A 20,865-nucleotide genomic window follows, 5' to 3' on the forward strand; every position below is an offset into this window, starting at 1 on the left:
ACTTGAGAGGTTTTCGATGGAACTCACCGCCCTGACCGCCATTTCCCCGGTCGATGGACGCTATGGCAGCAAGGTTAGCGTCTTCCGTGAAATTTTCAGTGAATATGGCCTGATCAGGAACCGGGTAACCGTCGAGATCCGCTGGTTGCAGAAACTGGCCGCTCACCCTGGCGTGGCCGAGGTTCCCGCGTTTTCAGCCGATGCCAACGGGTTCCTGAACCGTTTGGTGAGCGAATTCAGCCTGGAAGACGCAGAGCGCATCAAGGACATCGAACGCACCACCAATCACGATGTGAAAGCTGTAGAGTATTTCATCAAGGAGAAGATTGCCTGCGTTCCGGAACTGCACGCCGTGACGGAATTTGTTCACTTTGCCTGCACCTCCGAAGACATCAACAACCTCTCCCATGGCCTGATGCTGCGGGAAGGCCTGGACCATGGCCTGCTGCCGGCCATGGACCGTGTGGTCAACAAGCTGGCGCAACTGGCTCATGACCACGCCCAACAGCCGATGCTGTCGCGCACCCACGGCCAGACTGCCTCCCCCACCACCGTGGGCAAAGAGCTGGCTAACGTGGTTCATCGGCTGCGTCGCCAGGTAAAACAGATCCGTGACACCGAACTGTTGGGCAAGATCAACGGCGCCGTGGGCAACTACAACGCTCACCTGTCCGCCTACCCGGAAATCGACTGGGCCCTGAATGCCCAGGAATTCATCGAGAGCCTTGGCCTCGACTGGAACCCGTATACCACCCAGATCGAGCCCCACGATTACATCGCCGAACTGTACGATGCCATCGCCCGCTTCAACACGATCCTGATCGACCTGGATCGTGACATCTGGGGCTATATCTCTCTTGGCTACTTCAAGCAGAAAACGGTGGAAGGCGAAGTGGGTTCCTCGACCATGCCCCACAAGGTCAACCCCATCGATTTCGAGAACTCCGAGGGCAACCTGGGCATCGCCAACGCACTGTTCAGCCATCTCTCCGCCAAGCTGCCCATTTCACGCTGGCAGCGGGATCTGACCGACTCCACCGTACTGCGCAATCTGGGCGTTGGCTTCGCCCACAGCCTGATTGCTTACGAAGCCACATTGAAGGGCCTTGGCAAACTGGAAATTAACCCGGCTCGCCTGGATGAAGACCTGGACCATGCCTGGGAAGTGCTTGCCGAGCCGATCCAGACGGTGATGCGCCGTTACAACATTGAAAAGCCCTACGAAAAGCTCAAGGCGTTGACCCGCGGCAAGGCAATGACTCCGGAAGTGATCAAGAATTTCGTAGAGAGCCTCGACATTCCGGAACAGGCCAAGGCCGAGCTGATGGCCCTGACTCCGGGCCGTTATATCGGTAACGCGGTCGATCAGGCACAAAACATCTGAAACCGGGAGTAGCACCCATGGACATGCTTGGCGGACTGACACCCTCTGAATTTCTGCGGGACTACTGGCAGAAAAAGCCGCTGGTCATCCGTCAGGCATTTCCCGACTTCCAGTGCCCCGTCAGCGCCGATGAACTGGCTGGCCTCGCCTGCGAGGAAGGCGTGGAGTCCCGGATTGTCATCGAAAACGATGATGGCAAGCCCTGGCAGCTCCATAACGGCCCCTTCTCGCCGGACCGGTTCAGCTCACTCCCGGAACAGGACTGGACGCTCCTGGTTCAGGGTCTGGACCACTGGGTGCCCGATATTGCCGATCTACTGGAGCATTTCCGGTTCATTCCCAACTGGCGCCTGGATGACATCATGGCCAGCTTTGCCCCGAAAGGCGGCAGTGTTGGGCCCCATTACGACCAGTACGATGTATTCCTGCTCCAGGCCCAGGGTCACCGCCGGTGGACGTTTGGAGGCCACTGCGACCACACCTCGCCCCGGGTCGAAGGCACCCCGCTCCGCATTCTGAGCAGTTGGGATGGCGAAGAAACCGTTACCCTGGCACCCGGCGACATGCTGTACCTTCCCCCGGGTATTGGCCACCACGGAGTTGCGGAAGATGACTGCATCACACTGTCGGTGGGTTTCCGGGCGCCGACCGTCGACGACATTCTTACCGGATTTACCGACTTCCTCTGCAGTCAGTCAGACGCAGGGGACCACCTGAATGATCCGGACCTGAAGGTCCAGAACAATCCCGGCACGATCCAGCCCGACGTGGTTGATCGCCTGGAGAGTGTGATCCGGGAAAAGCTTGGCGATCGCCGGCAACTGGCGCTCTGGTTTGGCCAGTTCTCGACAGCGCCCAAGAGTATGGACATTGTTGTTCCCGCCGACGAGCCAGCGTCCAATGAGGACGTTGCCGAAGCGATTCACGCCGGCGAGCAGTTGCGTTGGAACGAAGGCTCCCGTTTCGCCTACTACGATTTCCCCAGTGAAACCGCACTGTTTGTTGATGGCGAGCAGTTTCTGCTCAAGGGCGACGCGCGACCACTCGCTCCGTTACTGTGCTCCGCGGCTCGGGTGGATATGACTGCCCTGGCCCGATTTGCTGAAGATGAAGCGTTGCTGGGGCTTCTGACCACGCTCTACAATCAGGGTTCGGTTTACTTCGACTAAGTCTTATGAGCATTCGGTTTCGCAAATACAGCTGGCAGCTGGCTCCGGGATCCATCCGCGATATTCGCGAGCGGGTGTTCATTGAGGAACAGAGAGTCCCGCCGGAACTGGAATGGGATGAAACCGACGAAATTGCCGACCATTACCTCGCAGTGCTACCGGACAACACCCCCGCAGGCGTCGCCCGCCTGTTTTCAACCCTGGAAGAAACGGGCCACATTGGCCGCATGGCGATACTGCCCCAGTATCGTGGACAGGGTATCGGCGAAGCACTGCTGAGGCACCTGATTGCAGAATCCGCCGACCGGTTTTCCGAGCTCAGGCTGTCTGCCCAGGAGCATGCCATTCCCTTCTACCAGCGTTCAGGCTTCCATGTCTGTTCGGGCGTTTATGACGACGCCGGCATTCCCCACTTTGACATGCGCTGCCTGGCACCGGACCTTGCCGCCGAGCGCCTCAAAGACAAAGACCAGCCGATGATTCTGGGCAGCGACACGGGCTCCTGGCTGTTTGATACCGAGGCCAGACTTCTGGGGCTGATGGATTCGGTGGTTGGGCAGGCTGGCCAGCGCATCTGGCTGTATGACCGGCTACTTGAACATGACCTTTACGACAGGCACCGATTCCGGGAGCTGATCTCCTCCCTTGCCCGTCGGCACCGGCTCAGTGAGGTCAGGTTGCTCATCCATGACGACAAACCCCTGGTGAAACGTCGCCACGCGCTTGTCGAGCTTATGCGCCGACTGCCGAGCCGCATGGAGCTTCGACTGGTAAACGAGGACTATCCGGTTGAAGATCAGCCGTTCATTATCGCTGACCGCGAAGGCGTGGTTTACCGGCACGACTTCTACAAACCTGAAGGTTTTGCCAAGTTCTCGGATGGCGGTCGGGTAAAACTGCTGTCTGAAAGTTTCCAGCGTATGTGGGATGCGGCGCGCCCTTCCCTGGAACTCCGGGACCTACCGCTCTGAGTGATGCGCCTGGGGCGAGTCCGGCGCTTCAAACCTGGCTCCGAAAGGAGCAAACTCGGCATCCACCTCAGTCGCCACCTCGGCGATCAGTTTACGTAGCCACTGGTGGTCGGCGTTGTGCTGCAGCAACGGGCTCCAGGCCATTTTCAGTTCGAACGGAGGAATCTCGAAAGGAGGCACCTTCACGACCAGATTCGGATTGTCTTTCTGAAGCCAGGCAGCCCGGGATGGCAGGGTGGCAATCAGATCGTGCTGCTCGGCCAGCAACATCGCCACCTGGTAATGCCGGGTAAATACCGAAATCTGGCGTTTACGGCCCATTCTCGACAGCGCTTCGTCTACCCAGCCCAGACGCTGGACATCCTTGGGGTTCACACCCACACCAACACCAAACCCGGTCTTGCTGACCCAGATATGGCTGGCATCCAGATAGGTATCCAGGGTAAAGGGCTCTTTCAGCACCGGGTTCCGGGCATTCATAAGACAGGCAAAATACTCGGTCCAGAGGGTCTTCTGGTGAAAAGACTGGGGGATCTTGTCGAACCGGTTGATGGCCATGTCGAGCCGGCCCTGTTCCACATCCAGAAAGCTGACATCGCTGGGGGTGAGCACGTCCAGGGTGACATGGGGCGCTTCCTGACGAATCCGTCGCAGAACCCGGGGCATCAGACAGGATTCGGCGTAATCACTGGCCATAATCCGGAACACACGCTGGCTTTCCAACGCCGAAAACGGTGTCTTCTCCTGCACTGCCTGTTCAATATCCGACAGAATTCCCCGTACCAGCGGCTGCAGTTCCCGGGCACGCTCAGTGGCCGTCATGCCTTCACTGGTTCGCACCAGCAGCGGGTCACTGAACAGGTCGCGCAACCGCTTAAGGCCGTTACTCATGGCGGGCTGGGTGATACCCAGGTGGTTGGCGGCCTTGGTAACGTTCCGCTCGCGCAACAACACATCCAGGTAAACGAGCAGATTCAAGTCAACACGGGAAATATCCACAAAAACTCCGAAACGCCAGAAAAACGGGAAAAACCGGGCTCATTCATTAAAACAATATACAGGATACAAAGGATTCACGTAATCAATCCGGGACACGAACTTTCACATTTGAAAACGGATCTCGGGCGGGATTTCTGCTAGTCTTCCGGATACTTGCTGAATAATATCGGTATTTTGAGGCCGGTTCACAGACCCGCCATCATTTGATCCTGAAGCCGGAGTCGTTACTGACAAAATGGATACCACTACGATCGTCCTTCTGTTGGCGGCCATCGTTACCGTCTCGATTGTCATTATTGTGCTCAGCCAGATGCGCGAGCGTGCCCGTATAGAACGGGCACGCAAGATTACAGCCCAGGAAGACGCCTACAACAGGGCCAATCGGCTGCTGACCGAAATTCCCGGCCAATACCTGACGGCCGACCTGAAACTGCTCCTGATCAAACGCATGGAAGAAGCCTGTGCCGAGCTTGCCGGCCTTAAATCCAACCTGCCGGTCAAGGATTGGCAGAATGCTGCTGCCGAGCTGAAAACCCAGATCATCGAGAAGCGCGACACCACCACTCCGGTGAAGATTGATTCCGCCGAAAAATCCAATTACGTCAAGGAATTGCTTCAGAATCTGTTCAAGATGATCGAAGCCATGCACAAGAGTGGCCGGATTGACGCGGCCACGGCCAAGAAAAACCTCAAGTATGTGCTCTTCCTGGTCCACAAGACCCACGCCGACCTGCATGTGTTTCAGGCCCGCGACTACGTGCGCCAGAACCAGTTTCGCAAGGCCATCCATGCTTACCACCTTGCCAGTACTGAAATGGGCAAATCCCGAGACAATCCTCTCGCCATGAAAGCGGTCAAGAGTTTTCGCACCCGTATCAAGGAACTGGAGGCGCTGAGCGCAGAGGGCAAGGAAAGCCCGCAGGGTGAATCCAAGCTGGACAGGGAATGGGATACTTTTCTCCACGACGATGAGTGGAAGAAAAAAGCCGATTACGACGACTGAAGGCACAAAGCGGGTCACCATTGCGGACCCGCCAACAGGGACAGTTCAAACCCGTGAGCAAGGGCTTCAAACAACGACTTTCCTATCGACTGACCCGGGACACGGTACTGGTTGCCATGGCCCTCGGGCTGGTGCTGAATGTTGTCCAGATCACCCTGGACTACTTCAGCGCGAAAGAGTCCATGGAAAAGGAAATCCACGCGCTGATCGATATCAGCAACAGCCCTGCATCCCAGATTGCCTATAACATTGATGTCCGCCTGGCGGAGGAATTACTCGATGGCCTGCTTCGCCATCCCGCCACCATCGACGCTCGGATCACGGACAACGACGACGAAACCATGGCTGCAGCCAGCAAAAGCAGCCCGGTGTCGCCCTACCGATGGGTCAGTGATCTGCTGTTTGGCTCCGACCGTGTTTTCCGTCAGGAATTACAGGTTCCCCAGTTAGAGGATCTGCCACTCGGGCACCTGATCGTCACCATTGATACCTATCACTATGGTGCACTGTTTCTTCAGAGGGCCGGCTACACGCTGATCAGCGGCCTGCTGAAAAGTCTGATCCTGTCTGCGGCATTGCTGGCCATCTTCTATTTCGTTCTTACCCGTCCCATGCTCAACGTGATCAGCGCTCTTAGCCAGGTTCGGGCCAGCTCTCCGGAAAAAGTCAGACTTCCAATCCCGGCAAACCACCGGGAGGATGAGATCGGAACCATGGTTGGCATTATCAACCAGCATCTCGAGACCATTGATTCGAGCCTGGCCCAGCTACGGCACGCCGAAAGCGCCATGAAGAACTATTCCACTCATCTTGAACAGGAAGTGGAGGATCGTACCCGGGAAATCTCCGAAAAGAACGAGGCCCTGCAACGGGGTAACCGCGCCCTGGTGAAAGCCAAGGAAGATGCAGTTCGCCGGGCACGGGCAAGAGCCAACTTTCTGGCCAGCATGAGCCATGAAATCCGCACCCCTCTCAATGGCGTTCTGGGCATGCTCGGCCTGGCACTGGAGGGTGAACTGGACCCGGCCCAACGCAATCGCATGGAAATTGCCCTCAATGCCGGCGAGAGCCTCCTCGGGCTACTCAACGACATTCTGGACATTTCCAAAGTGGAAGCCGGCAAACTCAGTCTGGAGAACATCCCGTTCAGCGTTCGGCATCTGATAGAGGAATGCGCAACACTCCACGCCCAGCAGGCGCGCCGGAAGCATATTCACCTGATTACCGAGGTCGATCCTGATCTGCCTGAGAAATTCCTCGGAGATCCGACACGGGTGCGCCAGGTGCTCAACAACCTGCTGAGCAACGCCATCAAATTCACCGATGAGGGCAGCGTCAGGATTCGGGCAGCCTATTCCGGGGGCAGCTTGCGAATCGACGTGGTAGACACCGGGATCGGGATGTCCAATGAAGGACTGCACCGGATATTCTCGCCTTTTTCCCAGGCGGACGCGGATACCACCCGCCTGTATGGCGGCACGGGCCTTGGCCTGACCCTTTGCCGTCAACTGGTGGAACGAATGCATGGCCAGATCCTGGTGGACTCCCGGGAGGGCAGCGGGACTCACTTCACCGTTACCCTGCCCTTGCCAATTCAACAGACTGACGCAGAGCAGGAGCTTCCGAAAGTAGACTCCCGGCTAAAAGACGTTGGCATTGCCATGGCCATCCCGGCGGATAACCCCTATCGCTCCGCGATCGAGGCCCAGCTTCGCAAGTGGGGCATTCCGATCCGTGGAGCGAGCCGGCATCCGGAGGGAATTCTCCTGGCGCTGGCCGGCGCCGAGGATAAGGAAACCCTGGAATTTGCTGCCGATTGGCAAGGCGCCGGCGTTATTCTTGCCGACTCTACCGGGACCCTGCCACCGGGCAAGGGGCATCATCAGCTACTGTCACTGCCATTGCGACGGGACGAATTGCTTCGCTGCCTTGGCCGCGCTGCAGGCCTGGTTTCCTCCCAAGACCAGTTGGCCCCGGCCACTGAAACAACGGAGCCGACCGTTACGGAACCAGCCCTCTCGATCCTTCTGGTTGAGGATAATCAGGTAAACCAACTGGTAGCCAGTAGCCTGTTAAAAAGACTGGGGCACCGTACGGACCATGCCGAGAACGGCCTTAAAGCCATACAGGCCCTGGAACAGAATCACTACGACCTGGTGCTGATGGATTGCCAGATGCCTGTGATGGATGGCTATGAGGCAACGCAGAGGATCCGCCAGAACCCGGAATGGAAACACCTGCCCATCATTGCGGTTACGGCCAATGTGATGCAGGGCGATCGCGAAGACTGCCTTGCCTCGGGCATGAACGACTACATAACCAAGCCGTACAAGCGAGACGAACTACGGTCAGTGATTGAACGCTGGCGCCCCTCTGCCCCTCCCGAGGGTTCAAGCCGTTAGCAGCTTTTCGATGTCGGCCCGGATATCTTCAGGTTTTGTGGTGGGCGGATAGCGGCGAACAACCTTGCCATCGGGCCCGACCAGAAATTTGGTGAAGTTCCACTTCACCTTTTCAGACCCCATAAGCCCTTTGGCTTCCCGCTTGAGAAAACGGAATAGCGGATGAGCGCCATCGCCATTGACGTCAATCTTGGAGAACATGGGGAAATCGACACCGTAGTTCAGGCTGCAGAACTGGCTAATTGCATCCTCGTCGCCCGGATCCTGGTTCAGGAACTGGTTGCAGGGAAAGCCCAGTACCTCAAAACCCTTATCGCCCAACTCCGTGTGAAGGGACTGCAGGCCCTCGAACTGTGGCGTAAAACCGCATTTGCTGGCGGTATTCACGATCAGAAGCACCTTGCCCTGGTACTCTGCCATGCTTCTCTCGTTACCCTTGATATCCTGGACCGTGAAATCGTAGATCGTCTCGCCTGCCATAAACCTCTCCATTTGGTGTTTTGCGTTCTTCTGGAACCATTGTTCACAACACGGAAGAAAAAACCATGGCAAGGCAGGCTGTACGGGGATCATTTTTAAAAACCGGTTCAGGTTTGTGAGCTAAATCTGCCTTATCACGACACAATTCATCATAATTCCCCTGTTGCCGCTGGCCCTCGCTCCGCTAGAATAAAGGCCTGTCGTGTCGGCAGGTGCCATTTACCGATCTCAAAAGAAGGACGTCCGGGTCTTATGCAGAACTACTACAAATCCGCCAAGCTGGATAACGTGTGTTATGAAATCCGTGGCGTAGTTCTGCGGGAAGCGCGTCGACTCGAAGAGGAGGGGCATCGGGTACTCAAGCTCAACATAGGCAACCCCGCCGCCTTCGAGCTGGATGTCCCGGAAGAGATTCAGCAGGACGTCATCTACAACATGCACCTGGCCCAGGGCTATGTGGAATCGAAAGGGCTGTTCTCAGCCCGCAAGGCGGTCATGCACTACTGCCAGCAACGAGGCATCGACAAGGTCGATATTGACGACATCTTTCTGGGCAATGGTGTCAGCGAGCTGATTGTCATGACCATGCAGGCTATGTTGAACACCGGTGACGAGGTGTTGATCCCGGCCCCTGACTACCCGCTCTGGACCGCTGCCGTTACACTTTCCAGCGGCAAGCCCGTGCACTATCGCTGTGACGAGCAGCAGGACTGGTTTCCAGATATCGACGATATCCGCAAGAAAATTACCCGTCGTACCCGGGCCATTGTGCTGATCAACCCCAACAATCCGACCGGGGCCGTGTATTCGAAAGAGCTTCTGGAACAGGTCATCGAGCTGGCCCGCAAGCACAATCTGATCGTCCTGTCCGACGAGATTTACGACAAGATTCTTTACGACGGCACCCAGCACATTTCCACCGCCTCATTGGCAGACGATGTGCTTTTCTTCACCTACAACGGTCTGTCCAAGAACTATCGGGCAGCGGGTTACCGCTCCGGCTGGATGATTGTCAGTGGTGCCAAGCATCGGGCAAAGGATCTGATTGAGGGCATTGAAATGCTCTCCAACATGCGACTCTGCGCCAATGTTCCCGCTCAACTGGCCATCCAGACAGCGCTTGGTGGCTATCAGTCCATCAACGATCTGGTTGCACCAAACGGGCGCCTGTATGAGCAACGGGAAACCGCCTGGCGAATGCTCAACGACATCCCCGGGGTCAGCTGCGTTAAACCTCAGGGCGCGTTATACCTTTTCCCGAAACTGGATCCGAAGCGTTTTCCCATCGTCAATGATGAAAAACTGGTTCTGGACCTCCTGCTGCAGGAGAAAATCCTGCTTGTACAGGGATCGGCCTTCAACATTGATGACAAACAGCACCTGAGAGTGGTTTTCCTGCCACGGGAAGACACCCTGGAGGACGCCATGGGCCGGCTCGGGAACTTCCTTGGCCAATACCAGCAATAACGGGGCAAACCATGGCAGATATCCATGTTGAAGAATTCTACAAGGATGCGGCAATTGCTCTGGTACAGTTGTACGGCGCGTTCCCGCGCCGGATAAACCTGTTCGTCGAGGACATAGCCGGTCCGGATGAGCCGGACGAGTTCGGGCTTCACAGCAAGCGACATATGGCCTGTTTCGGCGCCCTGCTCTGGCTTTCAGAGGAAGGCCTGCTCAGGTATATCGATACTATTCGCCAGGAGGCACTGGATCAGGCTGTGCTGACCCGGGACGCATTTATCCGTCTGAGTTCTCCCGCCCCGCAGGCTTTGGCCAGGGAGTTCGGCATTCCCGAAGAAGGCTCGGCCAGTTCCCTGCCCCCTTCCGTGAAAGATGATCTCTCCACCCATATTCACCTGATTCGAACTGCGCTGCGCAGCGGTAACTCCGCCCGAATCAGCCAGATCATGCAGACGACCTTCTTCGCGGATCGCGGCGATTATTAAATCACCGTAAGCTCGTTGATTGATTGAACCGCGGCCGCATATAACGGTCTGAATAACGGCTTTATTTTCTGTGACAAACTGATCAGGGAACCAACATGCGTATTCTGCTGTTTCTGGCAACCAACCTTGCTGTAATCCTTGTCGCCAGCTTTACGCTGCGATTGCTGGGCGTGGACAGCTATCTCGCCCAGAATGGTATCCAGTATGGCTCATTGCTGGCCTTCGCAGCGGTCTTCGGATTCGCCGGCGCCATCGTGTCTCTGCTGATATCCAAGCGAATGGCGAAATGGAGCACCAAAGCCCGGGTCATTGATTCTCCGAGAACGCCCGCCGAACGCTGGCTGGTGGATACTGTGGCAGAGTTGGCGAAAAACGCCGGCATCGGCATGCCGGAGGTCGCTATTTTCCCGGCGTCCCAATCCAATGCCTTCGCAACAGGCTGGAACAAGAACGATGCGCTGGTAGCGGTCAGCGAGGGCCTTCTGCATCGTTTCAACAAGGATGAGATCAGGGCGGTTCTCGGCCACGAAATCGGCCACGTTGCCAATGGCGACATGGTGACACTGGCCTTGATTCAGGGGGTGGTGAATACGTTTGTCATCTTCGCATCCCGGGTCATCGGCTCCTTTGTCGACCGGGTAATATTCAAGAATGAAAGCGGTCATGGGCTCGGTTTTTTCGCCGTCAGCATCGTTGCCGAAATCGTTCTGGGTATTCTTGCCAGCACCATTGTGTTCTGGTTCTCCCGCCGCCGGGAGTTCCGGGCGGATATTGCCGGTGCACAGCTGGCCGGTCGTGCGGCAATGATCAGCGCCCTGGCGAGGCTGAGGCAGGAAAGCGAGGTGCCGGACCAGATGCCCGACAGCCTCCAGGCATTCGGCATTAACCGGGGCGCCCGGGGTGGGCTGAGCGCCCTGTTCATGACCCACCCACCCTTGGAAGACCGGATACAGGCGTTGCAGAGCGCCAAGCTGTAATAGAAAAGCCGGCGCCCCGGGGCGCCGGCTTTTTCTTTGTTCCCAGCGAGGCCTCAGAGCCTTCGATCAGATTTTCAGCTTGAACCCGATTGCCCTGAAACTGTCCTGCAGGGATTTGCTTGTGCCCTTGAGCTGAATCTTGAGGCTGGAGCATTCCCGACGCACCGGATAATCCCGGCGCAGTCTGTCAAACGCGACACCTCGCTCTTCCGGCGAGCCTGTCATGGCATTACGAAGCCTTGCATCATCTCGACGCGGGTCATAACAGGCTCTCAAAGCGATGCGAATAGCATCCTCTTCATCGGCGGAGCTGGTAAAGGAAATCTTGCTCAACGCTGGCTCCGGCAGAAACTGGCCCGCTTTTTTGCGAACCGGCAGGCCCAGGAAGTGGCTCAGGGCCTGATAGATCATTTCGGTTCCCTGTACCTTGCCTTCCAGGCTGTACCCAGCAATGTGCGGTGTCGCCAGCCAGACCCGGTCAACCAGCTCGGGATGAATCCTGGGTTCCTGCTCCCAGACATCCAGGGCCACCGTGGGCGCATTGGCCTGCTCAAGGCGGGCCAGCAACGCTGAAGACTCGATGACCTCTCCCCTACCCGCATTAATAAGAAGCTGATCCGAACCCAGGCTCTCAAGTTCGGCACGGCCGATCATGCCCAGGGTGGGATGATCTCCCTCGCGGGTCAGCGGTGTATGCAGGGACACCACGTCACATTTCATCGCTTCTTCAAGCGCCACGAACTCCTGATCGTCTTCTTCTCTGTCTGCCCTGGGTGGATCGCAAAGGCGGACATCAAACCCCAGCCGCTCCAGCTTGTGCGCCAGCTCACCTCCAACATTGCCGACACCCACGATGCCGACACTGAGCTGGGACCAGTCTACAAGCCCGCGCCGTTCAGCATGCAGTGACAGCACAGACAGCACATACTCCGCCACACTGTTGGCGTTGCAGCCGGGCGCCGCAGAAAACCGGATTCCCGCTTGTTCCAGCCAGTCCAGATCGACATGATCGGTACCGATGGTGGATGTGCCGACAAAGCGGACCCGGCTGCCCTCCAGGAGCTTGCGGTTTACCCTGGTGACGGAACGAACCAGCAGTATGTCGGCGTCCCGGACATCCTCGTTCGACAGGGTTCGACCGGACACTCGCCGGATTTCACCGATGTCTCCAAAGAAGGAGTCCAGTAGGGGAATGTTTTCGTCTGCTACGATCAACATGATGATGTCCGGCCCTGTCAGTTCCTGCGCTGACGCTGATTACGCCCACCCTGACCACGACCACCCGAACCCTGGGGACGTCGGCCACGTTTGCGGGTAATCGGCGGGTTTTCCATCGGCGCCATGAGCGATTCATCGGGCACTGCGGTCTTCAGCTTCTGGCTGATGTAGGTTTCGATGGCCGGCAGCGCGAAAGAATCATCCTCACCGGCAAAACTGATGGAAACCCCATGCTTGCCAGCCCTGCCCGTGCGCCCGATACGATGCACATAATCTTCGGCATTATCCGGCAGATTGTAGTTGAAAACGTGGGTGACGCCGTTGACGTGAATGCCACGGCCGGCCACATCGGTTGCCACCAGCACCTGGATACTGCCCTTCTTGAACTGATCCAGGGTTTTCAGGCGTTTGTTCTGGGCGATCTCACCAGACATCAAAGCCACCTTGACACCCTGGTTCCTCAAATCTTCCTCCAGATCGCGGCACTGATCCCGACGATTGGCAAATACCAGCGCCTTTTCCACTTCCGGACGTTTCAGGAAATTCACCAGAACCGGAAGCTTCTCATCCTCGCCCACCAGATACACCGTCTGCTCAACCCGTTCCGCCGTTTTCTGCTCCGGCTCTATTTCCACGAACTCGGCGTTGCTCGTCCACATGGAGGCGAGATTGAGCACATCCTGGTTGAAGGTGGCACTGAACAGCAGCGTCTGGCGCTCCTCCTTGGGTGTGCACTTGCGGATGATCCGCTTCACATCCGGGATGAAGCCCATGTCGAGCATCCGATCCGCTTCGTCCAGAATCAGGATATCGAGCTGATCCAGGAACACGTCCTGGGATCCGAGAAAATCGATGAGGCGCCCCGGAGTGGCAACGAGGATGTCGACAATCTCGTTCTGCAACTGGTCCCGTTGCTTGTCATAGTTCATGCCGCCTACAACCGTCACCACATTGTGCCCGGTGTGCTTGCATAACTGTTCTGCATCCTTCGCGATCTGCATCGCCAGCTCCCGCGTGGGAGCCAGGGCAAGTACCCGGGGCTCCGAAGCGAAACGGTCTTTCTCGGGAACCGGAGTTTCCAGCAGACTCTGGATGGCTGTAATCAGAAACGCGGCGGTTTTACCAGTACCGGTTTGCGCCTGACCAATCAGGTCTTCGCAGGCCAGTGTCCAGGGCAGCGTTTCTGCCTGTATGGGTGTGCAGTATTCAAAACCAATGGCCGTAATGGCATCCAGCAAACGCTTGTCGAGGTTCAGGTCACTGAATCTCAGGTCGCCGGTGTGTTTTGGGTCAGATGTCATAAAGTCTCAGTTTTCCTGGGAATGTCCTGATTCAGAATATAACGGAGCAATACGCCGGGCATCCTCGTGCCAGCGCTCTTCAAGGGCTTCTCCGGTGCCATAAAACGTTGCCAGCGCATCAAGAAATGTCTGGGCTCGGGGTGGCAACCCCCGTACCAGATACTCGCCTGCCTGATTCCGAACGTTGTGCCGGAAACGCCCTTCATTGGCAGCGCCAACGCCCGAAAGGTTGTCCACACTGATGTGAAAACGGGACCCTGCAGCCACAGAAAACAACCATTCGATGGCCTGAGGCTTGACCTCAACACGCTCAAACGCCTGTTGCTGCTGCAGTGTACGGCCATCCGGACAGTACCAGTAACCATAGTCATGAAGTGTGCGCCGGTACTCACCAGCAATACACCAGTGGCTTATTTCATGCAAAGCACTGGCATAATAGCCATGGGCAAAAACTACCTGAGCAAGGCCTTCGGGCCCGCTGGCAGGCAGGTATTCAGGTTCACCGCTGCCTTTGACCAGAACTGTCCGGTATGCTTCCCGGAAAAGGTCATTAAACAGCATGATAAGATCATTTGGGCTCGGATTCATTGGGTGGCTATTGTGCGACTTTACCGCCCCCAATACCAGAGGGAACTTTGACAGGCCCCTGGTGTCCATTGCTGGCGTGAGCCGGCAGCGATTGCGCTGTAACAGTCCGACTCCAAGAGAGTCTGTTCAAAGAGACACTAACCGGGAAATTGTACAATCAATGATGGCTTTCACTGCAGTATCGAAGATGAAACGCCAACGGGCGAATCCACTGCGCCTGTTTCTTGCACTCACCCTTGCGCTTCTTGCCTCCCCTTCAACCTGGGCTCTTGGTAGCAACGGGGGCTCCCTGTTTGGCGGCCAGGGTAACGAGTTTCTCCCTGTGGACGAAGCATTGCCTTTCAGCTTCACCACTGACGCTGACGCCGTCGTTTTGTCCTGGAATATCACACCCGGACACTATCTTTATCGCGAACGGGTAAGCATTAGCGCCACCAATCCCGATGTAGAACTCGGCGAGCCGGTGTTTTCGGCGCCAGGTACGGTGACTGAAGACGAATTCTTCGGCAGAACCGAAGTGTTTTTCGACCCCATTGAAGCCCGAGTTCCTGTTTCGCTTCCGGCCGGCGTCCGGGAAGCCCAACTGCAGGTAACCTATCAGGGCTGCGCCAAGGCGGGGCTGTGTTATCCGCCCCAGACACGGGATGTACTTTTCTACCAGGGCAACGGCGGCTCAGGCTCTCCCGCTGCGTCGACTGCCGGCATTCCGGGCAGCGGCAGCACTCCCGTCAACACCGAAACCGCCACCGGGCTTGCAGGCTTTCTCGCCCAGCAATCTACCCTCGTGATCGCAGGCGTGTTTTTGTTGCTGGGGCTTGGATTGACCTTCACCCCGTGCGTTTTGCCCATGGTACCGATTATTTCATCCCTGGTTTCCGGCAGGAACACAAGAACCACCGGGCACGCCCTGCTCCTGTCCGGCAGTTACGTTCTGGGTATGGCACTGACCTATGCCGCAGCCGGCGTGCTGACTGGTCTTCTGGGTGCCAGCTTCAATCTTCAGGCGCAGCTGCAATCACCCTGGGTTTTAAGCATCTTTGCGCTGCTGTTCGTGGTTTTTGCGCTATCCATGTTCGATCTGTTCGAAATCCAGCTACCGCGCTTCATTCGTGAACCACTCAATGACGCCAGCCACCGGCTCACCGGAAGCCGGGTTGTCAGCATCTTCGGAATTGGCGCCCTGTCTGCCCTGATTGTGTCCCCCTGTGTATCTGCTCCGCTGGCCGGCAGCCTTTTGTATATATCCACCACCCAAGATGCGGTCATCGGCGGTGTCGCCCTTTTTTCACTCGGCCTCGGCATGGGCATTCCTTTGATTCTAGTGGCGGTGGGAGGTCGGAAACTGCTGCCAACCACCGGCCACTGGATGACTGCGGTAAAACACTTCTATGGTGTGATGTTGCTGGCGGTGGCCATCTGGCTGGTTGAGCGCCTGGTCCCGGGGTGGCTGGCACTGACACTCTGGGGCCTTCTCGTTGCCATCACCGGCGTCCAGTTGGGCGCCTTTGATGCGGCCAAGGCAGGTTGGGAGCGAACCCGTAAAGGCCTTGGCCTGGTACTTTTCGCCTACGGCCTCGCTTTGCTGGCGGGCGCGGTGGGCGGGGCCAATGACCCCCTGAAACCTCTGGCGCCCTTTACAGTAGCATCTGCATCGTCCGGCGCAGCGGGCACTGGAAGTCTCCAGCACGCGGATTTTGTGCGCGTGGAACAACCTTCTGAAATCCGGGCAATGATGCAACAGGCCCGGCAACAGGGCCGGCCCGTTATGCTGGATTTCTATGCTGACTGGTGTATTTCCTGCAAGGTCATGGAGCGCAATGTGTTCAGCAAGCCGGATGTCATACAGGCGCTTGCCCCCTACACGTTGCTACAGATCGACATGACCGACAACACGCCGGAACAACAGGCCATGCTGGACGAACTTGGCCTGTTCGGACCGCCCGCCATTCTGTTCTATGGCAGCAATGGCGAAGAGCTTTCACAGGGAAGGGTGCTGGGCGAAATGGATCGGGAGGAATTTCTTGGTCACCTCCGGACCCTGCGCCCGGAGGTTTAGCAATGGGGGCGTCAGTTACCCTCGGCGTATCAGGTAGATAAACAGGTCATCATCCTCAACCTGGTTTATCAGCTCGTGACCAAGGAACTGACAGAACCTGGGTATGTCACGGGTAGTGGAAGGATCAGTGGCTACAACCCGCAGCACCCCACCGGGTTGAACATCGTTGATCCGGTTATGAAGCATCATGACCGGCTCCGGGCAAAAAAGCCCGCGGGCGTCCAGCTCCAGATCGTATTCGGTTGCCTTCACACTAACTCTCCTGTCAATGAACCTGATTTTTCGTAAAAACCTGCTAAATTATTGTTTATAACAGTTAAAACACGTGGAGGTTTGCCATGATCAGGGTTCTCATTGAACGCCATATTGCTGAAACACTTGAAACAGCATACGAAGAACGCTCCCGCAAGGTTCTCCAGCAGGCTGTCAGTGCCCCCGGCTTTATATCCGGCGAGACCCTGGTCGACAGCCATGACCCCAATCACCGCATAACACTGGCAAACTGGCGGTCAGAAGCAGACTGGGACCGCTGGTTTCACTCCGATGAACGCCGTGAGCTCATGCTGGAGCTTGTCCCCATGATGGACGAAGAGGAGCACATCACGGTCCTGGAGCAAAGCGCCTTTTAACCTGTCCGCTCAATGAAACAGGTGATCTCCTCCCTGTCATGATACAAGTGGCGGGCCTTGAGACGAAAGCCAATGCCCGCCGCTCTCAGACCGCTGACCAGTATGTCCCGGCAGATCAACCACTCGTCGTACCGCTTTTTCATCGGCAACTTGAGATTGAACACCGTATAACGGCAAAGACCCTCACCAACCCATGTCACCGCCAGCTTCGCGGTTTTCCGGGGCTGATCCACGATGTCGCAGACCATCCAGTCAATTCCCCGTTTCGGACGCCAACCATAGCCATCCGCTTCCACATGCTCCACCTGCCCCGATGCCATCAATTCATCGTTCATCGGGCCGTTGTCGACTGCAGTTACGTTCATCCCCTGGCGAACAAGCTGCCAGGTCCAGCCGCCGGGCGCGGCACCAAGATCTGCAGCCTTCTTGCCACCGCCGAGGTAGTCCAGTTCCTGTTCCGGAGGCAGGAACACTTTCCAGGCCTCCTCCAGCTTGAGCGCGGAACGACTGGGCGCCGATGCCGGCAGCCGCAGTCGCGGAATGCCGCCGACGAACCTGGCCCGGTTATCCGCGAGGCTGTACCCCACTACCACCGAAGCGAAGTCCGGCAGGAAAACCTCTAGCCGGGCCGGAGCGGAGGCATTCTGGTCGGGCTTAAGCAGGCCGGCTCCACGCAAGCCTCGGGATAAGGGCGACACCCACTTCCGGCCAAAGTTTCCAAGGTCTCCGTCCGCGTTGTTTTCCGGTAGCCGGACTTCCAGCCGCGCACACCCCGGGAAACCGCGCCCAAGCCCGCGGATTCCCTCGATAACGGCGCCGACCCTGTCCGTCTCCGGCAGGCGGAATTGCCCCAAAACGACGATCCAGTCGCGCACGAAGACGAGCTCCGCGAGCGGCAGACGGGCCATCACATCATCCGCGATTTCCGGAGCAGCCGGATAGAACCGCACCAGCCCCTGGTCTTTCAGGGGCTCGAAATACCCGAAAATACCCCGCTCCGCGGCCGAGTCGGTCACTTCACGGCCGGCTTCAGTTTCGAAACCAGGCCGGCAAAATACGAGAATCTGTTCCATGCGTTTCCTGAATGAGGGTTGAAGACCAACCCGCAAAAGTTGAATCTGTTTAACAGCGCAGATTGTCCTCTCTGGCTACACTTCCCGCTCTGATAACCGCGGGAAGCCATGAATGACGTCCGTTTTGCGCTTGATTGCCATTCTCAGCCTTTTGCTGATCCCTGCACTGGCGCTGCCAGACACAGGATCCTTCCCGTCCGGCTGCCCCACACTGGAGGCAACCGATCCTGCTGCGCGCGCTTCCCTGATGCAATATATCTGCTATTACAGTGCTCCGCCGGACGCGCCCGGCCATACAGCCAAGGATCCGGCAGGGCTTCCGGAAGATCTGGAGTGGACGCCGGCAAACGGGCGGGACCTGGTTTTCAGCCACACCAAATCCGTTTACTGGGTCCATCTGCTGGTCAGGAACTCCGGGGCTGAGCGCGCCAGCTGGTTCCTGAAGCTCAACTATCCCCTGCTGGACGAAGTTACATTCTGGCAAACCGGAGAGGATACTACAGAGACACTTGTTACCGGTGATCAACGCCCCTTCGCATCCCGGGCGGTAGACTACCGGTATTTTCTGCTCCCCGTCACCCTGGATGGCGGTGAAACCCGTTCCCTAACGATCCGGATCCATAGTAATGGCGCGCTCAATGTGCCGCTCAGCTTTGAAACTGCGGCAGAAGTCATTGCACGAAGCAACCACCTTACCCTGACCCACGGGCTTTTCTATGGCGCCCTCCTGGTGTTCGCAGTATTCAACCTGTTGCTTTTTTTCAGCTCCGGAACCGGCTATTACTTCTATAACGCGTTCTATCTGGCGGCGCTGGGGCTCTTTCTGTTCGCCATGGGCGGATTTGCCAACCAGTACTTCTGGCCGGACAACGCCAGCTTTGCCAATACCTCCATTCCTCTTTCGTTGTCGCTGTGCGCCCTGGCCATGATACTTTTTGGCCGGTCGTTCCTGGAAGTTGAGAGAGGAACCATCCCGGATACCGTGCTCAAGGGTCAGGCCTGGTTCTGTATCGGATTCCTAGTGCTGACTTTGATCCTGCCTTACAACAAGACCATCCTGCTCAACACGGTTCTGGCGATGACGGTCATCTCCAGCCTGTTCATTATTGCAGCCGTCCGCTGGAAGCAAGGCTATCAACCTGCAATCTGGTATCTTCTGGCGTGGCTGATCATGCTCGTTGGTGGCCTCATTTACGCCCTGGCGGCCTTCGGCTATCTCACGGATTTCCTGGCGAGGGAAGCACTGATGCAGTCAGCGGTGGGTGGACAGGTGATCCTGCTGAACTACGCCATGGTGCAACGATGGCGCCTGCTCAACCAGAAACTGCTGGACGTGGAACACGGCGCAAGGACAGAACTGGAATTCAAGGTGCACGAGCGCACTGCGCAGCTCAGAAACACCATGAGAGAGCTGGAAAAGGCCAACCGTAAATTATCGACGATGAGCCTGAACGACGCTCTCACCGGGCTGTACAACCGAAGACACCTTAACAACATATTCCCTGAACTTTGCGCCGAAGCCCGTCGTAACTCCCAACCATTGACCCTGGCCCTGGTGGACGCCGACCATTTCAAGACTATCAATGACACCTGGGGCCACGGATTCGGAGATACCTGTCTGCAATTCATAGCCGAAATGCTCACCCGGCATGTAAAGCGTCCAAGGGATGTAGCTATCCGTTTCGGCGGTGAGGAATTTGCCCTGCTGCTGCCCGGAACCGATGCGGCCGGTGCCATGAACGTCTGCGCCGCATTGCTGAGTGATATCGCCAACACCCCGCTCTCGTCGCCGGACGGCACCAGGGTACGACTGACTCTGAGCGCTGGCATCGCGTCACTGAAGCCTGACGAGACTCAAAACCAGCTGTTCGAGCGAGCGGATGAAGCCCTTTACCGGGCAAAAAGCGAGGGCCGCAACCGTGCCCGGTTATCCGAAGCTATTGAGGTGGAGTGAAGATCAGGCCGATAGTCGCTCATCCGCGAAGATCCTGGTTTCCCTGGCAGCCAACGCAATCAATTCACTTTGTGTCAGCGCCTGACTTTTCAGTGGCTGGAAGTCGTGATTGCCGCCTTCCAGCCAGCGCAGACTGATGGTTTCCAGCTCCTTCTCGTGGCCGTCCATTTCGGCGGGCTTGCCGAAAGGATCCCTGGTTCCCTGAAGCACCAGCATGGGGCAGTGGAGATCCTGGAAATGAGCAGTCCGCCAACGGTCCGGTTTTCCCGGCGGGTGAAACGGATAGCCAAAACAGACAACACCATCAATGCCTTCCCTGCGGCTGGCAAGAATACTTGCCATCCGGCCGCCCATGGACTTGCCTCCCACCAGGATCAAACTTCCGCTTCCCTGCTCTGCCCGCACCTGGTCTATCACCCTGGAGAAATACTCCAGTAAGACCGGCTCGCGGTCAGGGGGACGCTTTTTTCCATCCTGGCGTCGTTTCTGCATATAAGGGAACTCGAAACGAACCGTTTCGATACCCTCACGCTCAAGCGCCGCAGAGAGCTCTTCCATAAAGGGCGAGTCGGCCGGCGCACCCGCACCGTGCGCCAGAATCAGCACGACTTTAGAAGGACTTTCATAGCCTTTGGTCTTAATCAACTCCACAGAATTCACCTCATCCGGTTAAGCGACTATCATTGCATTCAGGCAACACTCATTCCCTGCG

Annotated in this window: 19 protein-coding genes; 11 read left to right on the forward strand and 8 right to left on the reverse strand. The window is 57.1% G+C overall.

Translation table 11 applies throughout. The features are described 5' to 3' along the window. Window positions 1-16: 16 nt before the first annotated feature. Genes purB through QZ534_RS02100 form a run of 3 tightly spaced genes read left to right on the forward strand, consistent with a single transcriptional unit; the run spans window position 17 to window position 3,524 of the window. Window positions 17-1,384: an adenylosuccinate lyase gene (gene purB / locus QZ534_RS02090; protein WP_296930899.1), complete on the forward strand. Its 1,368-nt coding sequence runs from the start codon at window positions 17-19 to the stop codon at window positions 1,382-1,384. 17 nt (window positions 1,385-1,401) lie between these two features. Continuing rightward, entirely contained in the window at window positions 1,402-2,553 is a 1,152-nt protein-coding gene (locus QZ534_RS02095) for a cupin domain-containing protein (protein WP_296930903.1), read from the forward strand. Window positions 2,554-2,558: 5 nt separating this feature from the next. Then, entirely contained in the window at window positions 2,559-3,524 is a 966-nt protein-coding gene (locus QZ534_RS02100; RefSeq protein WP_296930906.1) for a GNAT family N-acetyltransferase, read from the forward strand. Here the strand turns inward: QZ534_RS02100 and QZ534_RS02105 are convergent. Beyond that, a complete protein-coding gene (locus QZ534_RS02105) occupies window positions 3,513-4,523 on the reverse strand; it encodes a LysR family transcriptional regulator (RefSeq protein WP_296930908.1) in 1,011 nt (336 codons plus the stop codon). The genes QZ534_RS02100 and QZ534_RS02105 overlap by 12 nt on opposite strands. Before the next feature lie 235 nt (window positions 4,524-4,758). Between QZ534_RS02105 and QZ534_RS02110 the strand changes: the two genes are divergently transcribed. After that, entirely contained in the window at window positions 4,759-5,526 is a 768-nt protein-coding gene (locus QZ534_RS02110; RefSeq protein ID WP_296930911.1) for a hypothetical protein, read from the forward strand. Window positions 5,527-5,579: 53 nt separating this feature from the next. After that, entirely contained in the window at window positions 5,580-7,928 is a 2,349-nt protein-coding gene (locus tag QZ534_RS02115; RefSeq protein ID WP_296930914.1) for an ATP-binding protein, read from the forward strand. On the opposite strand, the gene QZ534_RS02120 is transcribed toward QZ534_RS02115, so the two are convergent. Continuing rightward, window positions 7,917-8,408 carry a glutathione peroxidase gene (locus QZ534_RS02120; RefSeq protein ID WP_296930916.1) on the reverse strand — a complete coding sequence of 164 codons (492 nt, stop codon included), beginning with the start codon at window positions 8,406-8,408 and terminating at the stop codon, window positions 7,917-7,919. The genes QZ534_RS02115 and QZ534_RS02120 overlap by 12 nt on opposite strands. Before the next feature lie 252 nt (window positions 8,409-8,660). On the opposite strand from QZ534_RS02120, the gene QZ534_RS02125 reads away from it, so the two are divergent. The 3 genes from QZ534_RS02125 (at window position 8,661) to htpX (ending at window position 11,334) form a co-directional block, all read left to right on the forward strand. Then, window positions 8,661-9,875 carry a pyridoxal phosphate-dependent aminotransferase gene (locus QZ534_RS02125; RefSeq protein WP_296930919.1) on the forward strand — a complete coding sequence of 405 codons (1,215 nt, stop codon included), beginning with the start codon at window positions 8,661-8,663 and terminating at the stop codon, window positions 9,873-9,875. 11 nt (window positions 9,876-9,886) lie between these two features. Then, window positions 9,887-10,357, forward strand: a complete 471-nt coding sequence (locus QZ534_RS02130; RefSeq protein ID WP_296930922.1) for a hypothetical protein — start codon at window positions 9,887-9,889, stop codon at window positions 10,355-10,357. 95 nt (window positions 10,358-10,452) lie between these two features. After that, window positions 10,453-11,334 (forward strand): protease HtpX, encoded by an 882-nt coding sequence (gene htpX, locus QZ534_RS02135; RefSeq protein WP_296930925.1) that lies wholly within the window; start codon window positions 10,453-10,455, stop codon window positions 11,332-11,334. 66 nt (window positions 11,335-11,400) lie between these two features. Here htpX and pdxB read toward each other — a convergent pair whose 3' ends face one another. From pdxB to QZ534_RS02150, 3 genes are read right to left on the reverse strand one after another with little or no spacing between them, the layout of a single operon-like run. Further along, complete coding sequence (gene pdxB, locus QZ534_RS02140; protein WP_296930928.1) at window positions 11,401-12,552, reverse strand: 4-phosphoerythronate dehydrogenase PdxB; 1,152 nt, start codon at window positions 12,550-12,552, stop codon at window positions 11,401-11,403. A gap of 17 nt (window positions 12,553-12,569) precedes the next feature. Further along, window positions 12,570-13,853 carry a DEAD/DEAH box helicase gene (locus tag QZ534_RS02145; RefSeq protein ID WP_296930931.1) on the reverse strand — a complete coding sequence of 428 codons (1,284 nt, stop codon included), beginning with the start codon at window positions 13,851-13,853 and terminating at the stop codon, window positions 12,570-12,572. Between the two features lie 6 nt (window positions 13,854-13,859). Then, window positions 13,860-14,414, reverse strand: coding sequence for an elongation factor P hydroxylase (locus QZ534_RS02150; protein ID WP_296930934.1), 555 nt, complete (start codon window positions 14,412-14,414; stop codon window positions 13,860-13,862). A 214-nt stretch (window positions 14,415-14,628) separates the two neighbouring features. Between QZ534_RS02150 and dsbD the strand changes: the two genes are divergently transcribed. Then, window positions 14,629-16,497 carry a protein-disulfide reductase DsbD gene (gene dsbD, locus QZ534_RS02155; RefSeq protein WP_296930937.1) on the forward strand — a complete coding sequence of 623 codons (1,869 nt, stop codon included), beginning with the start codon at window positions 14,629-14,631 and terminating at the stop codon, window positions 16,495-16,497. A gap of 15 nt (window positions 16,498-16,512) precedes the next feature. On the opposite strand, the gene tusA is transcribed toward dsbD, so the two are convergent. After that, complete coding sequence (tusA, locus tag QZ534_RS02160) at window positions 16,513-16,749, reverse strand: sulfurtransferase TusA (protein ID WP_296930939.1); 237 nt, start codon at window positions 16,747-16,749, stop codon at window positions 16,513-16,515. Between the two features lie 86 nt (window positions 16,750-16,835). Between tusA and QZ534_RS02165 the strand changes: the two genes are divergently transcribed. Further along, entirely contained in the window at window positions 16,836-17,126 is a 291-nt protein-coding gene (locus QZ534_RS02165) for an antibiotic biosynthesis monooxygenase family protein (RefSeq protein ID WP_296930942.1), read from the forward strand. Here QZ534_RS02165 and rlmM read toward each other — a convergent pair. Next, window positions 17,123-18,199: a 23S rRNA (cytidine(2498)-2'-O)-methyltransferase RlmM gene (gene rlmM, locus QZ534_RS02170; protein ID WP_296930945.1), complete on the reverse strand. Its 1,077-nt coding sequence runs from the start codon at window positions 18,197-18,199 to the stop codon at window positions 17,123-17,125. The genes QZ534_RS02165 and rlmM overlap by 4 nt on opposite strands. 112 nt (window positions 18,200-18,311) lie before the next feature. Here rlmM and QZ534_RS02175 point away from each other — a divergent pair, with 112 nt between their 5' ends. Beyond that, window positions 18,312-20,153, forward strand: coding sequence for a diguanylate cyclase (locus QZ534_RS02175; protein ID WP_296930947.1), 1,842 nt, complete (start codon window positions 18,312-18,314; stop codon window positions 20,151-20,153). A gap of 3 nt (window positions 20,154-20,156) precedes the next feature. Here QZ534_RS02175 and QZ534_RS02180 read toward each other — a convergent pair whose 3' ends face one another. Continuing rightward, complete coding sequence (locus QZ534_RS02180; protein ID WP_296930950.1) at window positions 20,157-20,804, reverse strand: alpha/beta family hydrolase; 648 nt, start codon at window positions 20,802-20,804, stop codon at window positions 20,157-20,159. Between the last annotated feature and the right edge of the window lie 61 nt (window positions 20,805-20,865).

The sequence above is a fragment of the uncultured Marinobacter sp. genome (genome assembly GCF_913055835.1).
Lineage (GTDB): Bacteria > Pseudomonadota > Gammaproteobacteria > Pseudomonadales > Oleiphilaceae > Marinobacter.